Genomic DNA, 20323 nt, shown 5'->3' with positions numbered 1-20323 from the left:
ATTTCCTTTAAAATTAATTAAAAAATTTGATTTCGAAAAGACCCAATATGGGCTGTCACAAATGCGATAATTATATTTTCGGCTTTAGCCAAATAGAAGTAAATCCAGAAGAAATAGTAGAATTACTGTAAGACGAAATAGTGTTTTTTAAAGAAAAATTGAAAACATTGTTTTGTAAATCAAGATCATTTGAAGTTAAAATAATGAATTGCAATCCCGATGTAGTACAACTTGAATGATCACATTTTCCGCTGCATCCATGACCTTCTTTTGAATGTTTTGTTTTTTTGCAGCAGTCTTTTTGACAAGAATCTTTAATTGGATTCATTTTCTTTTCACACGAATTTTTCTCTGCCGATTTTCCACAAGCATGACCCGCATTTGACATCAAAAAGAAGCCAAAACTTAAAACGAGAAACAATATGTGTACTTTTTTTGTCAACATAAATCTATTAGTAATACAAATTTAGATAAAAAAAATCAGCTCAAAGAGGTTTTAAGATTTCAATAACTTAAAGCTTTTTGAAATCAGTAGGTTTCATGTTTTTTCTTTTTTTGAAATAATTCGACAAATGGCTTTCATCGGTAAAACCAAATTCATAAGCAATTTGTTTAATAGGCAATTGATTATTATGAATTCGTTTTTCAATCAAAGTCGTGCGAAGATTATTAATGTAATCACGATAACTGATAGAAAATGTTCTTTTGAAATAAGCACTGAAATAAGTTGGAGCAATATTAAAATGTTCTGCAATCACTTTAATCTGAACCAATTTTGGCTGATAAATATTTTGATGAATATAATTCGCAATCTGTTCATTGTCCAAATGCGTCGATTTCATTTGAAGATTCATGCCGCGAATTGTTTCTTTAATCAGACCAAAAATCGAAAGAATCTGATAAAAAACAATCGGCGAAGTGGTAACATCAATATAACGTCCGTACGTTACAATGTTTTCGACCGTGTTTTTTAAAATCGTTTTGCAAGGTTCATCAAACTTCAAAACCGTTTCTTTTAGGATTTTGTCGCGCATGAAACTTTCAGGAGTATTCACTAAAAATTCATCGCAAGTTAGATTTTGTTTGGAGTTGAAATAGTTATCTGTGAATTTGATAAAAGTAAACTGTGTACTTTTCTTTATATCAAAATAATGTTCATCGTCTGGCGAAATTACAAACAGATCACCAGCTTTGTATGATAAGAGATTATTATTCAGATGATGAATACCACTTCCTTTTTTAATATAAATGATTTCGTAATACGTATGAGTATGCGGAGGAAGATGAAATTTCTCTTCTTCAAATTCGTCAAGCACAAGTGTTTTAAACTGATTTAATTTTGGCATAGCTTAAATTTACAAGTTTATGTCGTAAATGTACAATTTTTTCAAAGGTTAACGGTGTTAAATTTGCAGTGTAGAAAATAATTTCCTTTCTAACAAAATCAAAATGAAAAAAAGTCTTATTGCCTTGTCTTTAGGAGGCTTAACTATAGGAATAACCGAATTCGTAATGATGGGATTATTGCCTGATATTGCTTCAGATATGAAAGTTTCGATTCCGGTTGCGGGATATCTAATATCATCCTATGCACTTGGCGTTGTTATTGGCGCGCCTTTGCTTGTAATCTTAGGACGTAATTTTCCGCCTAAAAAAATGCTTTTAATATTAGCTTTAATGTTAACTGTTTTTAATGCGCTTTCGATTATTGCACCAAATTATAATTTTCTGTTTGCTTCGAGATTTCTTTCCGGATTACCACATGGCGCTTTCTTTGGAGTTGGAGCTGTAGTTGCAAGCCGTTTGGCTGATAAAGGAAAAGAAGCGCAAGCCATTTCTATTATGTTTGCCGGACTTACTTTGGCAAATTTAATTGGCGTGCCTATCGGAACTTATATTGGTCACCATTTTATCTGGCGCTATACTTTTATATTAATTGCTTTTGTGGGATTGCTGACTTTCTTATTTATTTCGCTTTGGATGCCAAATTTGGAGAAAAGCGGCGATGTAAATATGAAAACGCAATTGCAGTTTTTTAAGAAAACAGAAGCCTGGTTGATTATCGGAATTACGGCAATTGGTTTTGGAGGATTGTTTGCCTGGATCAGTTATATAGCGCCATTATTAATAAATATCTCAAAATTTTCACCGGAAGATGTTTCGTATATCCTGATTCTCGCAGGCCTTGGAATGGTGGTTGGGAATTTTGCAGGCGGTAAACTGGCCGATAAGTATTTACCGGCGCCAACAGTATTGGCATTATTATTTATTATGGTGATCGATTTGCTGATGGTTTACTTTTTCTCTTTTAACCAATATGCATCATTGTTTCTGACTTTTTTAACGGGAGCGATTTCTTTTTCAGTAATTGCGCCAATTCAGATGCTTATGATCAAAACGGCTAAAGATGCTGAAATGATTGCTTCTGCAGCGCTTCAGGGAAGTTTTAATATCGGGAATGCTTTGGGAGCTTTTTTAGGTGGATTACCTTTAGCGGCGGGTTACGATTTTGCTTCTCCAAATCTTATTGGCATCGGAATGGCAATGACAGGAATGTTGATCACCTTTACTTTAATGCAAAAACATAAAGCAAATTTGCAGCTGCAAAGTGCTTAACATCTTAAAGAGAAAGCCTCAAACATTACGTTTGAGGCTTTTTTTATAAATAGATCGAAAGGAGAAAAGAGATTTATTCTATTTCAAGATCAAACTTTTCTAGTAAACCAGCCAAAGCCGTGTGCGAAACTTTGGTTTTTTTGATTTTGTTTTCGGATGGGTCAAAAGTATAATTTCGGGAAGTTCTGAAGTCGGTTTGCTCCAAATTGCTTTCCACGAAAGTGGCATTTGATAAGTCACAGTTTTTAAAAATTGCCAAAGACAAATCGGTATTCGAAAAATCGACATCTTTTATCGAGCAGTCGGTGAATTTGGTTTTCTTTAGTTTTTTATAAATAAAAGTAGAATAGTCGAGAAGACAATCCTTGAAATTCATCGAAAACAAAAAGCTGTTGCAAGAACTAAAATCAAGTCCCATTAATTTGCAGTCTAAAAAAGTGATGTTCTTTAATCCTGTGTTTTTTAAAGTAGCCAATGAAAGATTGCAGTTTTTAAAAGTCGAATCTAAAAAATCATTATGACTTAAATCGCTTTTTGAAAAGTTGCAATTGACGAACTCACAATTTACAAATTCAGTATGCGACAAACTTTGATCAGCATAATCTATTGTGTCAAAAGTTCGGTTTTGATAGAGTTTATTTTCCATTTAATTTGGGAAGGGAGTTTTGTTTTATTCTAATTCAATACAGTCAAAAACAGTATTTTTTTCAAGTAAATGCACGATATTTTGTTCGCTGTCAATTCGCAAAATATTATCGCAATCTTCCAGATCAAAATTCCATAAAGTTTCAGGTATTAATTCATAAAGCAGAGCAGAAGCCGATTCTAGTTTAGACGGACTGTCAACGGAAGTTTTAAAAACATAAATCATAATTTGCCTTTTTTGGTCGGACAAATTTCTAAAAAATGTATTTCTGTTTTCTAGGATTCTATAATCAATAATTAGGACTTATCAATCATTTTTCGATATTGAATAGGAGAAATCCCTTCGTTCTTTTTAAAAAAACGACTAAAGTACGATTGGTCTTCGTGTCCTACCTGTATTGCAATTTCGCTAATAGAAAGTGTGGTCTGAAAGAGTAAGTATTTGGCTTCCAGTAAAATGTTTTCATCAATCCATCTTGCTGCAGATTTACCTGTTACATTCTTTACACATTTGTTTAAATGATTTGGCGTAATGTTCAGAAGCGACGCATAATGATTGACCTGATGTTGGGTTTTAATATGCAAATGAATCAGCTCTTTGAATTTGCTTGTAATGGTTTCAGCTGCCGAAACACTTTTTAGTGATTTAGCAGGATTTTTATTCATTTCGTAAAACAGAGCAATAAGATATGTTTGTACAATATTCAGATTTGCGGTCGTAGTTTGCGAATATTCTTTTTGCAGTCGTTGAAGAATGGAAACAACAAAAGGAATATCTTCTTCTGATAAATGCGTTTTTGGATTTCCTGAGATTTTTAAGAAATCGAACTCATTTACCAGTTCTCTGCTGCCATATTTTCCAATCAAAATATCAGGATGAAACTGACAAATGAAGCCATCATAAGTATTGTAAATGTTTTTTATGGAAAAAACCTGTCCGGCCGGAACTACAATAATTTCATTTGGAACCGTTTTGTATTCTTCAAATCCTACATTCATGACGTGACTGCCAGATTGAACAAAAATTAAGGTATGACAACTGTGTTTAGAAGGCGGAACGGGATATTGCAAATGCATCATTTCTTCTGTTTTCAAACAAAAAAAATGATCAGAATCGGATTTGAAAAGCAAATGCATGGGATTGTCTTCACCCAAAAATTTCTCGCGAAATCCTTTTGCTTCGTACGTTTTTATTTTTTCAGCCGATTTTGTTTTCATACTTAATAATACAGTCTGAAATCAAGCAATTTGCAAAGTGCATAATGCTTTTGGTATAATTCTTCGACTACTTCAGTAAGGTCATCGTTTTCCTGATACAAGCTGAAAAATGCTTTGTCAAGTGTGCTGTAACTTGCTATTTTATTGTAAGATGAACCATAACCCGAAATGGCGCGTGCTCCGGTAATATCCAGAAAATATTGCGCTTCATCGTCGTTGAGGTCCAGTCTTTTTTTATTGGCAAAATGAATGATTTTCCCTTTCATTTTTCCTTCAAAAAGTTCGGCTATTTCTTCAAGACTGTAATAATAATCATGAAGGCAAATGTTGTTTTCCTGTCCAGGCATGACCAGATAAATGATTTCATAATCTTTAAAATTATGATCATCGTACAAAAGTGTATTTAGACTTTCCTCCAGACCTTCAATTGTATCGCAGGTTTTATGAATGCTCGCAATGCCTTGGTCAAACGCTATTTCTTCCAGATTTTTGACCACATCAGTAATAGTCACATCATCTACATCTGGCACGCCTTCGAGGCAGAAAATAAATTTTTCGTTATCCATACTAATGTTGTTAAGCTTTCTTTCTAAACTGAAATTCGGGTTCTGGACAAAAGTATTTTTTTATGCTGAAAAACTGTTATGAGATTCGGATTTTAACGTGTTTTTTTGATTTGATTACTATTAGAAATGCAAGTTTGTAGACTGTTTAATGTAACTCATCACAAATGAACTCTGCACTTTGCTGACATTTGGTATATCTGAAAGTTTTCTAATAAAGCCATTAAATGCTTCAGGATCTTTAACGACAACTTTTAAAACATAGTCAAAAATTCCTCCGGTTACATATCCTTCGACTACTTCGTCCAGAGCAGCAACTTGTTGCGAAAATTCTTCTACAATATCCAATTGCTGGCTGTTTAAGGAAACATTAATGATAACCGTAAAATTAAGGCCTACTTTTTTCGGGTCAATTATCGCGACATAATCTTTGATGTAACCTTCGTTTTCGAGTTTTTTTATTCGGTCATAAACAGAAGTTCTCGACATATTTAATTTCTCTGTCAAATCTGTAATATCGAATCTTGCATTTTTTTGAAGTATTCGAAGAAGTTCTAATTCTTGTTTGCTTAATTCCTGCATTGGATTTTTTCCAGTTAAGTTATAAAAAAATAATTCAATTTTGTACAAAATAATGTTTTATACTTATTTTTAAGGAATAAGTACATATTAATTTCTTGAATAGTGTTTGTTGTTCCCTGTTTTTTACTTTTGAATGTACAAAACATATTTTTAAGTATAAAAATGAACAAATATATTATTATTGTTGCATTGGGCGCATTGAGTTTCGGAATGTTGTCTTCATTTGCAAAAATTGCATACGGGCAAGGTTACAGTCCTGCTGAAATTACCTTAACTCAGGCGCTAATGGGAACACTAATTTTGTGGACATTAGCATTGATTAGAAACATTAAAAACGGACAGAAATTTCAATTAAACTGGAACCTGCTTTTGGCGGGTTGTTCAATGGGATCTTCCGCTTATGCTTATTATCTTTCTGTGGCTTACATTCCGGCTTCTTTAGCAATCGTTTTGCTTATGCAAATTACATGGCTTAGTATTTTAATCGAATGGCTGTTTTTCAAGAAAAAGCCGAGTTATATAGAAATAGGATCTTCCGTTTTTATAATCTTAGGAACCATTTTGGCTGGAAATATTTTAGATTTAAATAATGGAAATGTTTCCTTTAAAGGGATACTTTTGAGTTTATTAGCAGCATTGTTGTACACACTTTATATCGTTTTTACGAGTAAAATTGGGAAAGAAACACCAATGTTCGAGAAAAGTGCTTTAATGACAAGTGGCTCTGCGATGATAATTTTTATAATCAATTTTCAGGCTATTACAACCAGTACACATTTGGATTTTGGTTTGCTGCAATGGGGAACGTTTCTGGCTATTTTTGGAACTGTGATTCCGCCTGTTTGTTTTACTTTCGGAATGCCAAAAATTGGAGCTGGATTAAGTTCGGTTTTACTGACTTTAGAATTGCCGGCGGCAGTATTTTGTGCCCATATTATTTTGGGTGAAAAAGTTACTTTATTACAGATTCTAGGAATCGCAATTATGCTTGGAGCTATTATTTATCTGAATATTTCAAAAGCTAAAAAAGAAAAAAGTATTCAAACTGAAACGGTCGCATGTTGATTAATATTGACAGAAATAAAACAAGCCTCATAAAAGAGGCTTGTTTTATTATAAAATACAGTTTTTTACTTCACTAAATAAGAAACAGTATCAGCTTCACAAAGTCTAAAATAACCGAAAGCGAATTTATCTGGATTCGTTGTATTTATAATATTTCCTCGAATATTTCCTGGAGGAATCGAAATTGGAAATGAGTTCGAAGCTTCCAAAATTAAATTCATATAATCGAAGAAATTTTTAGAGACACCTCTGTACACTATATTTACAGTTTTTCCTGCTTGTAATTTTTCATCTGAAAAGCTTAAGGTTTTTTCGTTTCCGTTACTAAATTCATCATCACTTAAGGTGTATTGAGGTGATCTGTAGAAATCGACATTAAAATCGGCCATATAATAGTTAACTTCCTCGGCAGGATCTGTAAAATGTATTTTTACTTCAACAGAAAAATTTCCATCCGGTTCCGGAACAAGTTCTTGAGTTGTTTTGTCTATTGGTACAGCGGTGATTAGTTTTTCAACAGCAGTAAAACTTTCGCCTTCAATATCAACAAATAGTTTGTATTCCATATTTGCTACAGGAACAAAATTCGTACAGACGTATTGTCCGGCTTCGGTTTCATTAAAAGTAAAAATATCTCCGTTACTGTTTTCAATTCGCACTTTTGCTCCCGAAACTTTTGGTGTAGTAGGGTCGTAATAAGAAGCCGTTTTACTGATTTTTATGACTTGTTGACTTCCATCAGTTCCTTTTTTCCATAAAATTTCAGCGTCAATTACGATTTTCGTTTCAGCGGTTTCCAAATCAAGATTCACAACTTCGTCGCAGGAAGTAAAAAGCAATAGAAAAACAAGGCTTAATGATGCCAGGACTTTATTTATTTGGTTGTTCTTTTTTAATTGATTCATAGCATTAAAATTTAAAATTATAAGAAACCGACGGAACAGCTCCGTAAATTGAAAGTTTTCTGGTTTCATTAAGTCCTGTAGAGTTGTTGGTTGTAAAACTCATAGAAGCGGCATTTTTTCGGTTGTAAATATTGTAGATACTAAAAACCCAATAGCTTTGCCAGCCTTTCTTTTTGTCCGGTTTTGGTGTATAAGTTGCACCAAGATCAAGATGATGAAAAACGGGAAGTCTGTTGCTGTTTCTTAAAGAATAATTAGGGATATTCATTCCGCCAAACTCATAATAACCATTTGCGTAGGTAACAGGCTGACCCGACTGAAGACTGAAATTACCATTTAAGGACCATTTACGGCTCAATTCATAATTCGCCACAATGTTTAAATTATGTAGTTTGTCATAGCCTGATAAATACCAGTCGCCATTTGCAATTCCGGGTTCTTCAGGTGTTCTTCCGGGTGTTTTTTGTTCTGCTCGCGATAAAGTATAAGAAACCCATCCGGTAAAATCGCCTTTGTTTTTTCTAAACGATAATTCCATACCATATGAGCGACCTTTTCCGTTTAGAATAACCTGCTCGATATTGTTGTTTGCCAAGATGCTTGCGCCGTCAATATAATCGATACGATTTTTAACCGTTTTATAAAAAAGCTCTCCTTCAAAAGAAAAATCACCTTCATTAAAGTTTTTGAAATAACCCGCTGCATATTGGTCTAAAAGCTGCGGTTTTGTGAAAGGACCACTTGGTGTCCAGATGCTCATAGGCAACGGAAATTGTGTATTGGATAATATATGAATGTATTGCGCCATTCTGTTATAACTCGCTTTTACGGATGTGTTCTCATTGAATGCATAAGACAAAGCGGCTCTAGGTTCAAAATTTCCAAAATTACTGATCGTTTTACCGCTTCCGTATTGAATACTTCCAGTTGGAGTTCCTTCCTGATAAATTTTGTATAGTGGATTATAAACAACTGCCTGACCGTTTTCATAAGTACTGATTTCTTCCGCACCCAAACGGTAAAATGTGCTGTAGCGAAGTCCGTAACGGAAATTCAGTTTCTCTGTAATTTTGCTTTCAAAATCAATGTAAGCTGAAGCTTCTAAAGCATATTTTTTATCGAGTTGATTGTAATTAAATTGCGAACTTGAATTTGTTGGTTGTACAACACCGGGATTAAAATCATAATACAATCCATCAACTCCGAAATTCATTTTCAGATTTTCAGATTTTTGATATGCCCAATTGTATTTAAGTCCGTAACTTTTTATATCATTTTTCCATTCGAAACTTTCAGTTGTAAGTCCGAGATTAAATTTATAATCACTGTAGTAAACAGAAAGATTTGTATTCAAACGATCAGAAAATAAATGTTTCCAGCTTAAAATTCCCATGGTATTTCCGAAACTCATCGTAAAACGATCCGAAAGATCGAATACATCATTTCCTAAATATCCCGAGAAAGCAAGAGAGTTATTAGCATCTAAGCGATAATTTAGCTTTGCATTAAAATCATAAAATAATGCAGAGTTTTTAATTTCAGCCAGTTTCATAAACAAATGAGCATAAGAAGTACGTCCGGAAATAACAAACGAACCTTTGTCTTTTTTAATTGGACCCTGAACTAAAAGACGGCTGGCAATAAGACCAATTCCTCCATTTACTTTATAATTTTCAAAATCTCCGGTTTGTTGTGATACATCTAAAACAGATGAAACACGACCTCCAAATTTTGATGGAATTCCACCTTTATACAATTCCAAACCGCTAACCATATCAGCATTAAAAATGGAGAAAAAACCAAACATATGCGAATCGGCATAAACAGGTGCACCGTCTAAAAGAATTAAATTCTGATCGGCAGCACCTCCACGAACATTAAAACCTGAGGATAATTCTCCGGAATTTGTAACTCCGGGCAATGTTATAATTGACTTTAACGGATCAGGTTCTCCCATTGCAGCAGGAATTCGTTTTATTTCCTGCATCGAAAGGCGGTTAACGCTCATTTGTGTCGTTTTAATATCAACAGCTTTATTGCTCGTTATAATCACTTCGCCCAATTGCTGACTGTCAGATTCTATGTTAAAATTAAATGTGACATCATCTGAAACGTTAATTTGTTTTTCCTTATCCTTAAATCCAACATAACTAATGATAAGATTGTAAGTTCCATTTGGGATTTCGATACTGTATTTTCCATTAACATCCGTTACGGTGCCGGTATTCAATTCTTTAATAAAAATATTGGCACCAATAACGGGTTGTTTTTCATCATCAATAATCTGTCCTTTTAGCTTGCTTTTTTTTTTAGCTGTTTTAGCAGATTGCGATTTCTGTTTCACAAAAATATTGTTGCCCACAATCGAAAATTGTACAGAGGCAATCTTGTTTAATTCAGAAATAAGCTTTTCGATTTCGACTTGCTTATACGTGCTTTTTTTTGTGAAATACTTTTGATTGGTGTCAATCTGATCTGTAAAAGCAAATTTAAAATCGGTTTGATTTTCAACTTGTTTGAAGAATTCTTTTAGAGTAACATTTTGATCTACAGTTACGGTAACCTTTTGAGCGGACATACCTATACTGAGTAAAAAAAAGCATGCTGAAATTATATGCTTCATGAAATTTTGTATTTTTGAATATTATTAAATGGAATAACCTCGTGTTATCCTGAATATGAGAAGGATGTGTAGTTTCGCGGCTTGCATCCTTTTTCTTTTCTATTGAAAAGTAATCTGTTTTAAATCTTCATTTATTTCAAAGTTTAGGTTATACATTTCTGATATTAATTGCACAATTGTTTTTAAATCCTCTTTTTTGTTGATTCGGATTGTGATTTTCTGATCTAAATTTTCCTTCGGAAGTATTACTTTGTAATTATAGTTTTCTTCAATATATTGGCTTACGGCAGAAAGTTTTTCATTATCAAAATCGATAAATCGACTAAATTCTGCTACTGAAGCAGTTTGGTTTCCGTATGTGAATTTTTCGCCCGGTTTCAGAATCCATTTTTGATCTTTGCCTTTTACATTCATCTGGACGCTTCCTTCATAAAGTTCAACGGTAACTTCTTTTTTATCAGATTCTTTTACAGTAAATGAAGTTCCTAAAACGGTTGTTGTTGTTTCATCACAAAAAACTTGAAAAGGATGTTTCTTGTCTTTTTTAACTTTGAAATAAGCTTCTCCTATAATTTCAATTTTTCTGTTTAGGGCAAAATTATTTCCGTATGTGATTTTAGAATTCGGACTTAATTCTATTTTTGAAGAATCTGGCAAAACGATGAATTTGATTTTTGAAGTTGTGTTTTCAATTACATTATCCGTTGCAACAATTTGTTCTTGCTGAGGTTTTCCGCTAAAGTAAATTCCGCTTCCAATTAAAACAAAAAGCAATACCGCCGCGGCTGCATAATAACGCCAAGGGTTTGATTTCTTTTTCTGAGTTGCAAAAGTTCTTGAATGAAATTGTTCCCACGAAGCTTCTTTTTCGCTTTCGGAATAGGAAGTTGGAGTTTCATTCCATAATTTTTTGAATTCTTCGTCAAAATTTTCTTTATCCATGATTTCTCCGTGTTAAATGATTTGACAATGAAAACCTTGCTTGTTGCAAACGCGATAAACCATTTCTTTAATGTCGCGGTTAGTTTCGATTTTTAAGATGTTTTCCTGGCCTTTTTTATCGAAATTTATGATACAATCGGATATAACAAATTGTAAAAGAGCAACAAGTAAACTTGCGTCTTTTTTTGTTTTTACATTAGTTTTATACGCTTCAATGTGCATTTTCTGTTCTGGTTTTTTATATATAACAAACGAGAACAGAAAAGTTCCTAATGGTTTTCGATTTTTTTTCGAATAAATTTACTGGCGAGATAAATATGATTGGCGATAGTCTTTTCAGAAAGATCCGTTATTTCGGCAATCTCCTTATAGCTAAGGTTTTCCAGTTTGTGTAAAGTGAATATTTTTTGCTGTTGTTCCGGAAGCTGATTGATGAAAGTGTGTAATTTTTCTTTTCTTTCATCAAAAATTGACGAATCTGTTTCTTCCTGTATCATGTCAACCTGAGGATCAAGCTGAATTATTTTGTTTTCTCTGTTAATATGATTGAGAATGATGTTTTTGCAAATGGTAAACAATTGTTTGTCCAATAAAACATCTTCATTAAGCAGTTCGCGTTTGTTGTAAAGTCTTATGAAAGTTTCCTGAACAAAATCTTCAGGAGTAAATACCGAAGAAGAAAATCGTCTGGCAATATTTATTAGTTTATCATAATAATTGAAATACACCTCTTTGAAGGCGTCTTCATTACCTTTTTTTAAACTTAAAATAAACTTTTTATTGTCCATAACGAAAATATCGCGACTAGTTTTAACTAATCTAAACTCAATGAGTTCAATATTATTGCAATTTAGAAAATGATGAATCTAAAATTGTGATTGTAATAAGTTACAAAGAACTGTAATTTAATTTTAAAGTTTGACGCTGTTATTGAAAAATGTTACATCAATTATGATGTTTTCTGTTTTGATAATTATCGAAGTCTGTGAAAATATTTTATTTCAAGAGTAATTTTCATTTTTGACACTTAGTTTCATAAATCTATCATAATTTAGCTTAAAAAATAAATATTAAAATTCTTACATTTGAAATCTGAAATTTAAACTATGGAGAGCTTTATTCTATTTGCCTTATTTGTATGTGTAGTCGTCTTATTTAACAGTCTTTCGAAAGTAAAGGAAGAAAATGAAAACCTTGAATCTCTTTTTAGAAAAAGCAGAGACGACTATAATTCTTTGAAAAATGAAATCAAAGAGATTAAAACGCAGATAGCACAACCTAATTTTGTTGCTGAAGTTTTACCCGAAAAAATTAATGAAGTTGGAATAATTTCTGAACCAATAGTTGAGGTTCCGCTTTCAGTAATTCCTCTTGCCGATAAAGTCGAGGAAGTTATTCAAAATGAGGAAAATATCGTTCCTGAAGAAGCTCTCGAAAAACTTGCTTTGGAATCACAAGTAATTCATGTTTATGACGCAAACAAAATTGTTGAAGCTAATGAAACTCCGGAGCCAATAGCCAATATTGAAACAGAGCCAATTCTTGAATTAGAAAAACAGCCAGAACCTCAACATTATGAAGAAGAAGTTTATGTAGAAAGTGCTTTTTCAATTTTTATAAAAAAACTGGAACAACAGTTTATCGAAAACTGGACTGGAATTTTAGGAACCGCCATAATGGTTTTAGGAATTGGTTATTTGAGCATTTACACAGCTTTGAAGGTTTCGCCGATGTTCAGGATTTTAATTCTTTGGCTTTACGCTGGAGTTTTAGTTGGTTCTTATTACTTTTTGAAAACAAAAGAAAAATGGTTTAAAACAGGGCTTTGGCTTCGCAGTGCCGGAGCAAGTTTGTTTTTGTTTGGATGTTTTGGTGCCTCGCAAATTCCTGCCCTAACTTTTATAGAAAACATTCCGCTCGCTTATTCACTCATCGGAATTGGAATTGCAATCAATTTATATGTTGGATATATCATAAGACAGCAAACTTTTTTATCACTGCACGTAATTTTAAGTATTTTGATTTTGTGCGTAATTCCGGAAAAGTTGTTAATCACATTTTTGTTGGCGTCGTTAACTGCAACAGCAGGAATTATTTTGTCTTATAAAGAAAAATGGGAGTATCATTTATTGATTGTTATTTCGGCTTTTATCATTTTTGATATTTGGTTTACACAAGGTGCACATAGTTTAAGTGCGTCTCAAAATATTTTTGCCATTTTGGGTATCATTTTGGTTTCTGTAAGCTGTATGTACATGCAATACCGAAGCATTTATGCCAACACTCGTTTTGACCGAATTGCTTTTATAACGCATCTTACGAACTGGATTTTATTTGCTTTAGGATTGATTTTACATTCAACAGGAAGTAAAATCAAAATATTCGTATTGTTCGCAGCGGGAATTCTTTGCCTTTTTGCGGCTCTTTTCGCCAGAAAGAAAAAGATTTTTTGGCTGTATCATTTAGACGGAATGGTTTCGTTTATACTTTTTGCGTTGAGTATTATCATGCTTAACGATTGGAAAGTAGGTTTTGATGTTATTGCCTGCGGTTTGTACTTTTTAGTCGTTACTTGTTTGTTCATTGTTTATAAAAGCGGGGAAAGTTTATTGCATAAAATATTTCTAGGCATTAATCATGCTTTAGGCCTGTTTGTTTTAGGTTTCTTTGCTATGAACACGAATCCATCTTTTCAAGAAATTACGATTACAAATACTTTTGCCACGTTAATCGTTATGACTTTGATAACGTTAATAATTCCTGTTTTTTGTGCTGTAAAAAAGGAGTTTTTAGAAATTGATTTTTTTGTTATCAAGAAAGATTTGAGTTTAAACGGAATTCTTTCCATTCTGTTTTCAATACTCTTTTTTATAAGCTGGTATCATACAATCGAAATTTCGTTTTATTGTCCGATTTTGTTTTTGGCTTTACTGTGGTGTTTTTTACAATTCAAATTTAAAACCAATACTTTTGATTTAGGCCGATTCATTTTTTTAAACATAAGTATTGTTGCAGGATTAATATTGATAGTCACCGAATCTAAATCTAATGTAGATATTCTTTACGCTTTAGGAATTGTTTCTGTAATAACTTCGAACTGGTTTGTAAAACTATTTTATACAGATGAACGTACGATAAAAACTATTGGAATTATTGGTATAAATGCTTTATTACTTTCGATTTTATATAAATATGGTGCCAATCATAATATTATTCAGATTTTTGGATTGTTTGGAATTGCATTGCTAAATCACGAATTTTTGTGGATTCAGTTTAAACGAAAATCGCTTTCTGTAGACAATCAAGTCTTGTTGTATCTTTTTTGTCTTGTTTTTTCGATATTCGGAAGTTTCTTCTTTTTATACAATACCCAATTTTTAAATAATACCGAAATTGGATTAATTGCTGTTGGACTTTCCATCATCGAAACATATATTTTATTTGCAGATAAAATCAGAAACAAATCAAATGAGATTATTTCTGGCTGGAGAAATTTCCATACGCTGAATTCCGAATTTATTCTCTTTAATGCTTTAGTTTTTGGGTTTTCTTGTATTCAAATAGATTATATTCCGGTTTATTTAGGAGGTTTAGCGGTGATCACTTTTTGGATCTTTCAAAGAGTAGAGAAAATGAAACGCTATAATATTTACTCTTTTGTGTTGTTGGTAGGCTCTATACTTTTAAGTATTTATTTAGCAATTTTTAAAACAAATAACATTAGTGAAAATCTACTTTATGGAACACAAATAGTTGCTATTTTGCTTTCTGTCGCTTACAGTTATCTGCAAATAAAAAGCCCGAAAGAAGAGGGAAAAATGTTCAGCACAATTTTACCTGTTAATCAAAATTTATGGATAATTGCTTTATTGTTTATTCAATTAGAGATAGTGTATTTACCACCAATTTTTATGTTGTTGGCAATTCTTAATTTTGGTTTGATTTTGTACAGAAAAATAGATTTGGCTTCAGAATCGGTTTTGATTATTGGGCTTTTATCTCTTCTGACTTCTGTCTTTTACAGCATCAAAACGCTGAATAGTTTTACGTTGCTGGATTGGATTTTACAGCTTTCAGCTATTGTTTTATTGATCGGTTTAGTTTTCTTGATTCATAAAAAAGAGTTTATAAAATCGCTGAAAATCGATTATCAAATTGTTTTGAATATTTGGCTTTCCGTTATAATGTTCTCTCAATTAGAACACAAATGGCTTCCTGTATTTTGGGCGTCTACGGCTATCGTAAACCTAGTGCTGTATTATAAAAAGATTGGAAACAAAAAAGAAATCAGCATTGTGTATTATTTGCTGGCTAATTTTCATTTGGCCTTTATCAGTTTCAATTTTTACGAATCAAAATTCGAATTTGTTTATTTAATCATATTTGCTTTATTGGCATTGTATATTTTTATTGTTTACAAATACATTGAAAACTTTGAATTTAGAAATAGCATTATTATTTACCCAGCCACATTCAGTATTGGATTGTTCTTATTTCTTTCGTTTGACAAGGGAATCTTAACTTTCTTCTGGATTTTAGAATCATTAGGTTTGCTGATACTCGGAATTATTTTAAAAGAAAAATACTTCCGTTACGTTTCGCTTTCTTTAGTTGGAGTTTGTGTCATTCGATTAATGTTTTTCGATTTATCAAATGCCGATTTCTTAATTAGAGCATTAGTTTTATTAGGAGTTGGAGTAGTGCTTTTAGTAATGAATACTTTATTTAAAAAATACAAAGAGAGATTTGATTAAAAGATTTAGAAAGTCATTTCAAAATAGAAAAGCCTAAAGCAGAAATGTTTTAGGCTTTTCTATTTTCATCTGGAACTTCTTAAACAAAATAGTTCCGAGAATGTGTTTTTCTTACGGAAAAGGAAATTCGGGATAGTATTAATGAATTTAGGGACGCATGTTATTTTGTTGGTAATCTTAACTTTGAGTAATTCTAAAACAAATAATTATGAGTTCTGACACTTCTAAATTCGATAAATTATTAAATGGTTCTTCAGAATATGGACACGTGAGCCATCAACCAGATTCCAGTAAAGAGATTCAAATCAATACACCTGAAAAGACAATGCCTTTTTCAGACCAGATTGGAAATTATCAGCGAAACAAAGGAATTCCTTCAAAGTCGTTTAAAGACAGCAAGATTTATATTGTAGGAAGCGGAATAGCAGGAATGGCTGCGGCGTATTATTTTATTCGAGATGCTCATATTCCGGGCGAGAATATTATTTTTCTTGATCAGTTGCATGTTGATGGAGGATCATTAGATGGCGCCGGGAATGCCAAAGATGGATACATTATTCGTGGCGGGCGAGAAATGGATATGACATATGAAAATCTTTGGGATATATTCCAGGATATTCCAGCTTTGGAATTGCCGGATCCTTACAGTGTTTTAGATGAATATCGTTTAGTAAATGATAATGATCCAAATTATTCTAAAGCAAGATTAATTCATAATAAAGGGCAAATCAAAGATTTCAGCAAATTTGGATTGGAGAAAAAAGATCAGCTTGCTATCATTAAGCTTTTGCTCAAAAAGAAAGATGAATTAGATGATCTTAAAATTGAGGATTATTTCAGCAAATCGTTTCTTGATAGTAATTTTTGGTTTTTTTGGCGAACTATGTTTGCTTTTGAAAACTGGCACAGTTTACTAGAATGTAAATTATATATGCATAGATTTCTTCACGCCATCGACGGAATGAAAGATCTTTCGTGTTTAGTATTTCCAAAATACAACCAATATGACACTTTTATTACGCCTCTAAGAAAATTTCTTCAAAGCAAAGGTGTTCAAATCGATTTGAATACTTTAGTTAAAGATTTAGATATTCACAGTAATACTGAAGGTAAAGTTGTTGAAGCAATTATCACCGAAAAAAATGGTAAAGAAGAAAGAATTTCAGTTGGAAAAGATAATTATGTAATTGCCACAACAGGCTCAATGACAGAAGATACTTTTTATGGAGACAATAAAACTGCACCAATAATTGGTATAGACAACAGCACCAGCGGACAAAGTGCCGGCTGGAAATTATGGAAAAATCTTGCTGCAAAATCACCAGTTTTTGGAAAACCTGAAAAATTCTGTGGTAATATCGAAAAATCTTCTTGGGAGTCAGCAACATTGACCTGTAGGCCTTCAGCTTTTGTTGATAAAGTAAAAGAATTATGTGTAAATGATCCATATTCAGGGAAAACGGCAACAGGCGGAATTGTAACAATCAGTGATTCAAGCTGGTTGATGAGTTTTACTTGTAACAGACAACCGCATTTTCCAGATCAGCCAGATGATATTTTAGTAATTTGGGTTTATGCCCTTTTTATGGATAAACAAGGAGATTATATCAAAAAAACAATGCCGGAATGTACAGGAAATGAACTTTTGGCCGAATTGGCTTATCATTTAGGAATTATTGATCAGTTAGATAATATTGTGGAGAACACAATTGTCCGTAGTTCTTTTATGCCTTATATCACGTCGATGTTTATGCCAAGAGCAAAAGGCGATCGCCCGCAAGTTGTTCCGCAAGGCTGTACAAATTTAGGTTTGGTTGGGCAGTTTGTAGAAACGAACAATGATATTGTATTTACAATGGAAAGTTCTGTTAGAACTGCACGAATTGCGGTTTACGAATTGCTAAACCTGAATAAGCAGGTTCCTGATATTAATCCGTTACAATATGATATTCGTCATTTGTTAAAAGCGGCTCAGTCCTTAAATGATTATGAACCAATTGTAGGTGAAGGACTTTTGAGAAAGTTTTTAAGAGGAACCTATTACGAACATCTTCTTGTCGAAAATGCCGAAGATACGCACGAACACGAATCGTTTTTTACCGAACAATTAAATAAATTGAAAGGTTGGATAAGTAGTATTAGAGATTAAAAAAACTTAAAATGATAATTCGATAAAAATGGAAATAGGACATAAGTCTTGTTTCCATTTTTTATTTGCCTTTGCTGTATTAACAATTGTTATAGGTCATTATACTTTGAAAATGCTTATTTTTATAGATGCCATAGTTTTTCAGGACAATTTAAGTACTATTTAATGGATCAGACTTACGATAAAATAAGAGATACATTAGCCAATTTTGAGGTTGACTGCAATTTGCCTTATTATGTTTCTTCAGGCAAAAAGCAATTGGAATATCCTCAAAAATCCTTTAGGATGGATTATTATTCGCTATGTATTTGCACACGAGGACAAATTACCGTCTCAATTGACGGACAACAACATAAAATAAAACAATTCAATTTATTAGCAGCAAAACCAGCAACAAAGATCTCTTTTCAAGACAAAAGCGAAGATTTTAGAATGAAACTGCTTTTTTTTGAAAAAGACTTTCTTCTCAAAAATATCTCAGATCCATTTACAATTGAAAAGCTGCTATTTTTTGAAGACAGATTATTTGAAATAATTCAGCTTGAAGAACAGGAGTCTAACAGATTAGTTAAACTAATGAAATACCTTGAGGGTAAAATTAATTTAGATCTCAAATTTAAAGATGAAATAATACGGACTTTAATATTTAATTTGCTTTTAGAAACAGCTGAATTTTTGCAAACAGAGCAATCAGAAAATGCTGTAATTCCTAATAATCCGAGAAATACTTATTTTCAGTTTCTGAATTTGGTTATGGAAAACATAAGTCAGCACAAAAAAGTTGATTATTATGCTCAGAAATTGCACATCTCAAATAAATATTTGATTCAGATTGTGAAGAAAGCCGTAGACAAAACTCCTCACGAAATTATTGATTCTTATTTATTAAAAGAAGCTGTTGTTCTGTTAGGGAATCCGTCAGTTAATATTAGCGATATTGCGTACCGATTGAGATTTAATTCGGTTTCAGCATTTGGGCGTTTTTTCAAAAAGCATTCTTCAGTTTCCCCAACTGATTATCGCCGACTGCAAAATATGTCGTAAAGCTGCATAAAAGATGCGAAATGATTTTTATTCCTGTTCTATATTATCTGCAGCAGAAATTTGATCCAATATATTGGTTTGGTTTGGTGAAATGTAGTTTTTTGTTTCGCTGGGAGCTTCTTTCTTAAAAAGAAGATCTAATGCATTATATAGTTTTAATAAAACATCTCTGTCTGCTTTTTCGATCTCTAAAGCAGTATTAAAATTAAAAACATAGTTATTCGAATTGCGTACTTCTACTTTTATCGTTTTTGATGTGATTTTAAATTTAACTATATCCATATGTTACAAATTACTTTATTCTGCAAAGATGCTAATTTAATAAAGATCATCAGAAAATAAAAAGCTAATTCCGATAAAAAAACCTTAAACATTTCTGCTTAAGGTGTTTGTTTTGTATGACTAGAATGCGAGTTGAACCGGTTTGTTTCTTTTAGAGAAGAATTTTTTTATGCAATCTAAATTAGTTTGTAAAGCTGTTTTAAAATTTGATAATAAAATTATTCTGAAATATACAAATACCCCGTTTGCGTATAATTCTTGTTTTCTTTAACATATCTTAAAACATAAAAATAAGTTCCGTCGGGTAATTTTTCGTTTGGATTTATTGTCGAACGTCCTTCGGAATAGCCTTTGAATACATTGTCGTTTTCGTTGTATGATTTTGTGCTGTAGACTCGTATTCCCCAACGATTGTAGATTTCGACTTCGTTGTCCGGATAATTATCAATTCCTTTAATATGAAAGAATTCATTTTTATCATCTCCGTTTGGCGAAAGGGCATTATATATTATTAAATCCTGATTGGGTCCATTTCCTTTTTTTATTTTACCAAGAGTAAATTTCCCAAACTGACTAACTTCGGCCATTATAAATTTTATGTTTTGGCCATTTACTGTTGTATTTCCTACTTCACCGCCTTCATTAACCCATTTTTTTTCGTTTTCATCCCAACGAATTAAAACGATTTGTCTGTCTGATTCATCGGTTAAAAAACCTTCTGGCGTGGTTGCGGGATCTATAGTCAGACTTAAAACCATATTTTCATTGCCAAGTTTTTGCTGAATTAACCAATATTCAACATTATCTATGGCTAAAATAATTTCTTCTTTCGTGCCATAATGTAAAACTCAGTGATATTGACCACCTGATTACAATTTAAAGTGACCACCTTGTTTTGGTTTAAAGTGACCATCTAATTCCGGTGCAAAGTGAGC

Annotated in this window: 19 protein-coding genes; 5 read left to right on the top strand and 14 right to left on the bottom strand. The window is 32.4% G+C overall.

All coding sequences use genetic code 11. The features are described 5' to 3' along the window. Positions 1 to 70: 70 nt before the first annotated feature. Positions 71 to 445: a hypothetical protein gene (locus tag BD847_RS18210; RefSeq protein ID WP_167443886.1), complete on the bottom strand. Its 375-nt coding sequence runs from the start codon at positions 443 to 445 to the stop codon at positions 71 to 73. 67 nt (positions 446 to 512) lie between these two features. Beyond that, entirely contained in the window at positions 513 to 1346 is an 834-nt protein-coding gene (locus BD847_RS18205; protein WP_115889702.1) for an AraC family transcriptional regulator, read from the bottom strand. A 103-nt stretch (positions 1347 to 1449) separates the two neighbouring features. Between BD847_RS18205 and BD847_RS18200 the strand changes: the two genes are divergently transcribed. Beyond that, complete coding sequence (locus tag BD847_RS18200) at positions 1450 to 2616, top strand: MFS transporter (protein WP_115889701.1); 1167 nt, start codon at positions 1450 to 1452, stop codon at positions 2614 to 2616. A gap of 73 nt (positions 2617 to 2689) precedes the next feature. On the opposite strand, the gene BD847_RS18195 is transcribed toward BD847_RS18200, so the two are convergent. The 5 genes from BD847_RS18195 to BD847_RS18175 all read right to left on the bottom strand — a co-directional run bounded on the left by BD847_RS18195 (position 2690) and on the right by BD847_RS18175 (position 5672). Next, positions 2690 to 3262 (bottom strand): pentapeptide repeat-containing protein, encoded by a 573-nt coding sequence (locus BD847_RS18195; RefSeq protein WP_115889700.1) that lies wholly within the window; start codon positions 3260 to 3262, stop codon positions 2690 to 2692. 24 nt (positions 3263 to 3286) lie between these two features. Beyond that, a complete protein-coding gene (locus BD847_RS18190; RefSeq protein WP_115889699.1) occupies positions 3287 to 3487 on the bottom strand; it encodes a hypothetical protein in 201 nt (66 codons plus the stop codon). Between the two features lie 71 nt (positions 3488 to 3558). Then, positions 3559 to 4479: a helix-turn-helix domain-containing protein gene (locus tag BD847_RS18185; protein ID WP_115889698.1), complete on the bottom strand. Its 921-nt coding sequence runs from the start codon at positions 4477 to 4479 to the stop codon at positions 3559 to 3561. 2 nt (positions 4480 to 4481) lie between these two features. After that, on the bottom strand, positions 4482 to 5045 hold the full coding sequence (locus BD847_RS18180; protein ID WP_115889697.1) for a DUF6642 family protein: 564 nt from the start codon (positions 5043 to 5045) through the stop codon (positions 4482 to 4484). Between the two features lie 120 nt (positions 5046 to 5165). After that, entirely contained in the window at positions 5166 to 5672 is a 507-nt protein-coding gene (locus BD847_RS18175; RefSeq protein WP_115889696.1) for an Lrp/AsnC family transcriptional regulator, read from the bottom strand. A 114-nt stretch (positions 5673 to 5786) separates the two neighbouring features. On the opposite strand from BD847_RS18175, the gene BD847_RS18170 reads away from it, so the two are divergent. Beyond that, positions 5787 to 6689 carry an EamA family transporter gene (locus BD847_RS18170; RefSeq protein WP_115889695.1) on the top strand — a complete coding sequence of 301 codons (903 nt, stop codon included), beginning with the start codon at positions 5787 to 5789 and terminating at the stop codon, positions 6687 to 6689. A gap of 65 nt (positions 6690 to 6754) precedes the next feature. On the opposite strand, the gene BD847_RS18165 is transcribed toward BD847_RS18170, so the two are convergent. From BD847_RS18165 to BD847_RS18145, 5 genes are all read right to left on the bottom strand, one after another. Beyond that, positions 6755 to 7594 carry a DUF4249 domain-containing protein gene (locus BD847_RS18165; RefSeq protein WP_244201634.1) on the bottom strand — a complete coding sequence of 280 codons (840 nt, stop codon included), beginning with the start codon at positions 7592 to 7594 and terminating at the stop codon, positions 6755 to 6757. A 4-nt stretch (positions 7595 to 7598) separates the two neighbouring features. After that, the gene (locus BD847_RS18160) at positions 7599 to 10217 is read right to left on the bottom strand and encodes a TonB-dependent receptor (RefSeq protein ID WP_115889693.1); all 2619 of its coding nucleotides are present in this window, start codon (positions 10215 to 10217) and stop codon (positions 7599 to 7601) included. Between the two features lie 99 nt (positions 10218 to 10316). After that, a complete protein-coding gene (locus tag BD847_RS18155) occupies positions 10317 to 11159 on the bottom strand; it encodes a FecR family protein (protein ID WP_115889692.1) in 843 nt (280 codons plus the stop codon). 12 nt (positions 11160 to 11171) lie between these two features. Continuing rightward, on the bottom strand, positions 11172 to 11381 hold the full coding sequence (locus BD847_RS20910; RefSeq protein ID WP_115889691.1) for a hypothetical protein: 210 nt from the start codon (positions 11379 to 11381) through the stop codon (positions 11172 to 11174). Between the two features lie 47 nt (positions 11382 to 11428). After that, the gene (locus BD847_RS18145) at positions 11429 to 11947 is read right to left on the bottom strand and encodes an RNA polymerase sigma factor (RefSeq protein WP_115889690.1); all 519 of its coding nucleotides are present in this window, start codon (positions 11945 to 11947) and stop codon (positions 11429 to 11431) included. Between the two features lie 318 nt (positions 11948 to 12265). On the opposite strand from BD847_RS18145, the gene BD847_RS18140 reads away from it, so the two are divergent. The 3 genes from BD847_RS18140 (at position 12266) to BD847_RS18130 (ending at position 19106) form a co-directional block, all read left to right on the top strand. Next, entirely contained in the window at positions 12266 to 15913 is a 3648-nt protein-coding gene (locus tag BD847_RS18140; protein ID WP_115889689.1) for a DUF2339 domain-containing protein, read from the top strand. A gap of 208 nt (positions 15914 to 16121) precedes the next feature. Further along, positions 16122 to 18062: an oleate hydratase gene (locus BD847_RS18135; RefSeq protein WP_115889688.1), complete on the top strand. Its 1941-nt coding sequence runs from the start codon at positions 16122 to 16124 to the stop codon at positions 18060 to 18062. Between the two features lie 165 nt (positions 18063 to 18227). Then, positions 18228 to 19106 carry an AraC family transcriptional regulator gene (locus tag BD847_RS18130; protein ID WP_115889687.1) on the top strand — a complete coding sequence of 293 codons (879 nt, stop codon included), beginning with the start codon at positions 18228 to 18230 and terminating at the stop codon, positions 19104 to 19106. A 27-nt stretch (positions 19107 to 19133) separates the two neighbouring features. On the opposite strand, the gene BD847_RS18125 is transcribed toward BD847_RS18130, so the two are convergent. Both BD847_RS18125 and BD847_RS18120 read right to left on the bottom strand, forming a co-directional pair. Then, positions 19134 to 19388, bottom strand: a complete 255-nt coding sequence (locus BD847_RS18125; RefSeq protein ID WP_115889686.1) for a hypothetical protein — start codon at positions 19386 to 19388, stop codon at positions 19134 to 19136. Positions 19389 to 19606: 218 nt separating this feature from the next. Beyond that, entirely contained in the window at positions 19607 to 20146 is a 540-nt protein-coding gene (locus BD847_RS18120; protein WP_115889685.1) for a gliding motility-associated C-terminal domain-containing protein, read from the bottom strand. Positions 20147 to 20323: the final 177 nt, after the last annotated feature.

The organism is Flavobacterium cutihirudinis (assembly GCF_003385895.1).
GTDB classification, from domain to species: Bacteria; Bacteroidota; Bacteroidia; order Flavobacteriales; family Flavobacteriaceae; genus Flavobacterium; species Flavobacterium cutihirudinis.
The sequence above is the reverse complement of the archived record's forward strand: the minus strand, read 5'-3'. Positions and strand labels throughout refer to the sequence as shown.

Excerpts from the sequence above, each read along its gene's own strand:
- BD847_RS18140 (WP_115889689.1), top strand. The coding sequence starts at position 12,266 with ATGGAGAGCTTTATTCTATTTGCCTTATTTGTATGTGTAGTCGTCTTA.
- BD847_RS18160 (WP_115889693.1), bottom strand. The coding sequence starts at position 10,217 with ATGAAGCATATAATTTCAGCATGCTTTTTTTTACTCAGTATAGGTATG.
- BD847_RS18185 (WP_115889698.1), bottom strand. The coding sequence starts at position 4,479 with ATGAAAACAAAATCGGCTGAAAAAATAAAAACGTACGAAGCAAAAGGA.
- BD847_RS18155 (WP_115889692.1), bottom strand. The coding sequence starts at position 11,159 with ATGGATAAAGAAAATTTTGACGAAGAATTCAAAAAATTATGGAATGAA.
- BD847_RS18190 (WP_115889699.1), bottom strand. The coding sequence starts at position 3,487 with ATGATTTATGTTTTTAAAACTTCCGTTGACAGTCCGTCTAAACTAGAA.
- BD847_RS18135 (WP_115889688.1), top strand. The coding sequence starts at position 16,122 with ATGAGTTCTGACACTTCTAAATTCGATAAATTATTAAATGGTTCTTCA.
- BD847_RS18125 (WP_115889686.1), bottom strand. The coding sequence starts at position 19,388 with ATGGATATAGTTAAATTTAAAATCACATCAAAAACGATAAAAGTAGAA.
- BD847_RS18180 (WP_115889697.1), bottom strand. The coding sequence starts at position 5,045 with ATGGATAACGAAAAATTTATTTTCTGCCTCGAAGGCGTGCCAGATGTA.
- BD847_RS18145 (WP_115889690.1), bottom strand. The coding sequence starts at position 11,947 with ATGGACAATAAAAAGTTTATTTTAAGTTTAAAAAAAGGTAATGAAGAC.
- BD847_RS18165 (WP_244201634.1), bottom strand. The coding sequence starts at position 7,594 with ATGAATCAATTAAAAAAGAACAACCAAATAAATAAAGTCCTGGCATCA.
- BD847_RS18170 (WP_115889695.1), top strand. The coding sequence starts at position 5,787 with ATGAACAAATATATTATTATTGTTGCATTGGGCGCATTGAGTTTCGGA.
- BD847_RS18130 (WP_115889687.1), top strand. The coding sequence starts at position 18,228 with ATGGATCAGACTTACGATAAAATAAGAGATACATTAGCCAATTTTGAG.
- BD847_RS18200 (WP_115889701.1), top strand. The coding sequence starts at position 1,450 with ATGAAAAAAAGTCTTATTGCCTTGTCTTTAGGAGGCTTAACTATAGGA.
- BD847_RS18210 (WP_167443886.1), bottom strand. The coding sequence starts at position 445 with ATGTTGACAAAAAAAGTACACATATTGTTTCTCGTTTTAAGTTTTGGC.
- BD847_RS20910 (WP_115889691.1), bottom strand. The coding sequence starts at position 11,381 with ATGCACATTGAAGCGTATAAAACTAATGTAAAAACAAAAAAAGACGCA.
- BD847_RS18205 (WP_115889702.1), bottom strand. The coding sequence starts at position 1,346 with ATGCCAAAATTAAATCAGTTTAAAACACTTGTGCTTGACGAATTTGAA.
- BD847_RS18195 (WP_115889700.1), bottom strand. The coding sequence starts at position 3,262 with ATGGAAAATAAACTCTATCAAAACCGAACTTTTGACACAATAGATTAT.
- BD847_RS18120 (WP_115889685.1), bottom strand. The coding sequence starts at position 20,146 with ATGGTTTTAAGTCTGACTATAGATCCCGCAACCACGCCAGAAGGTTTT.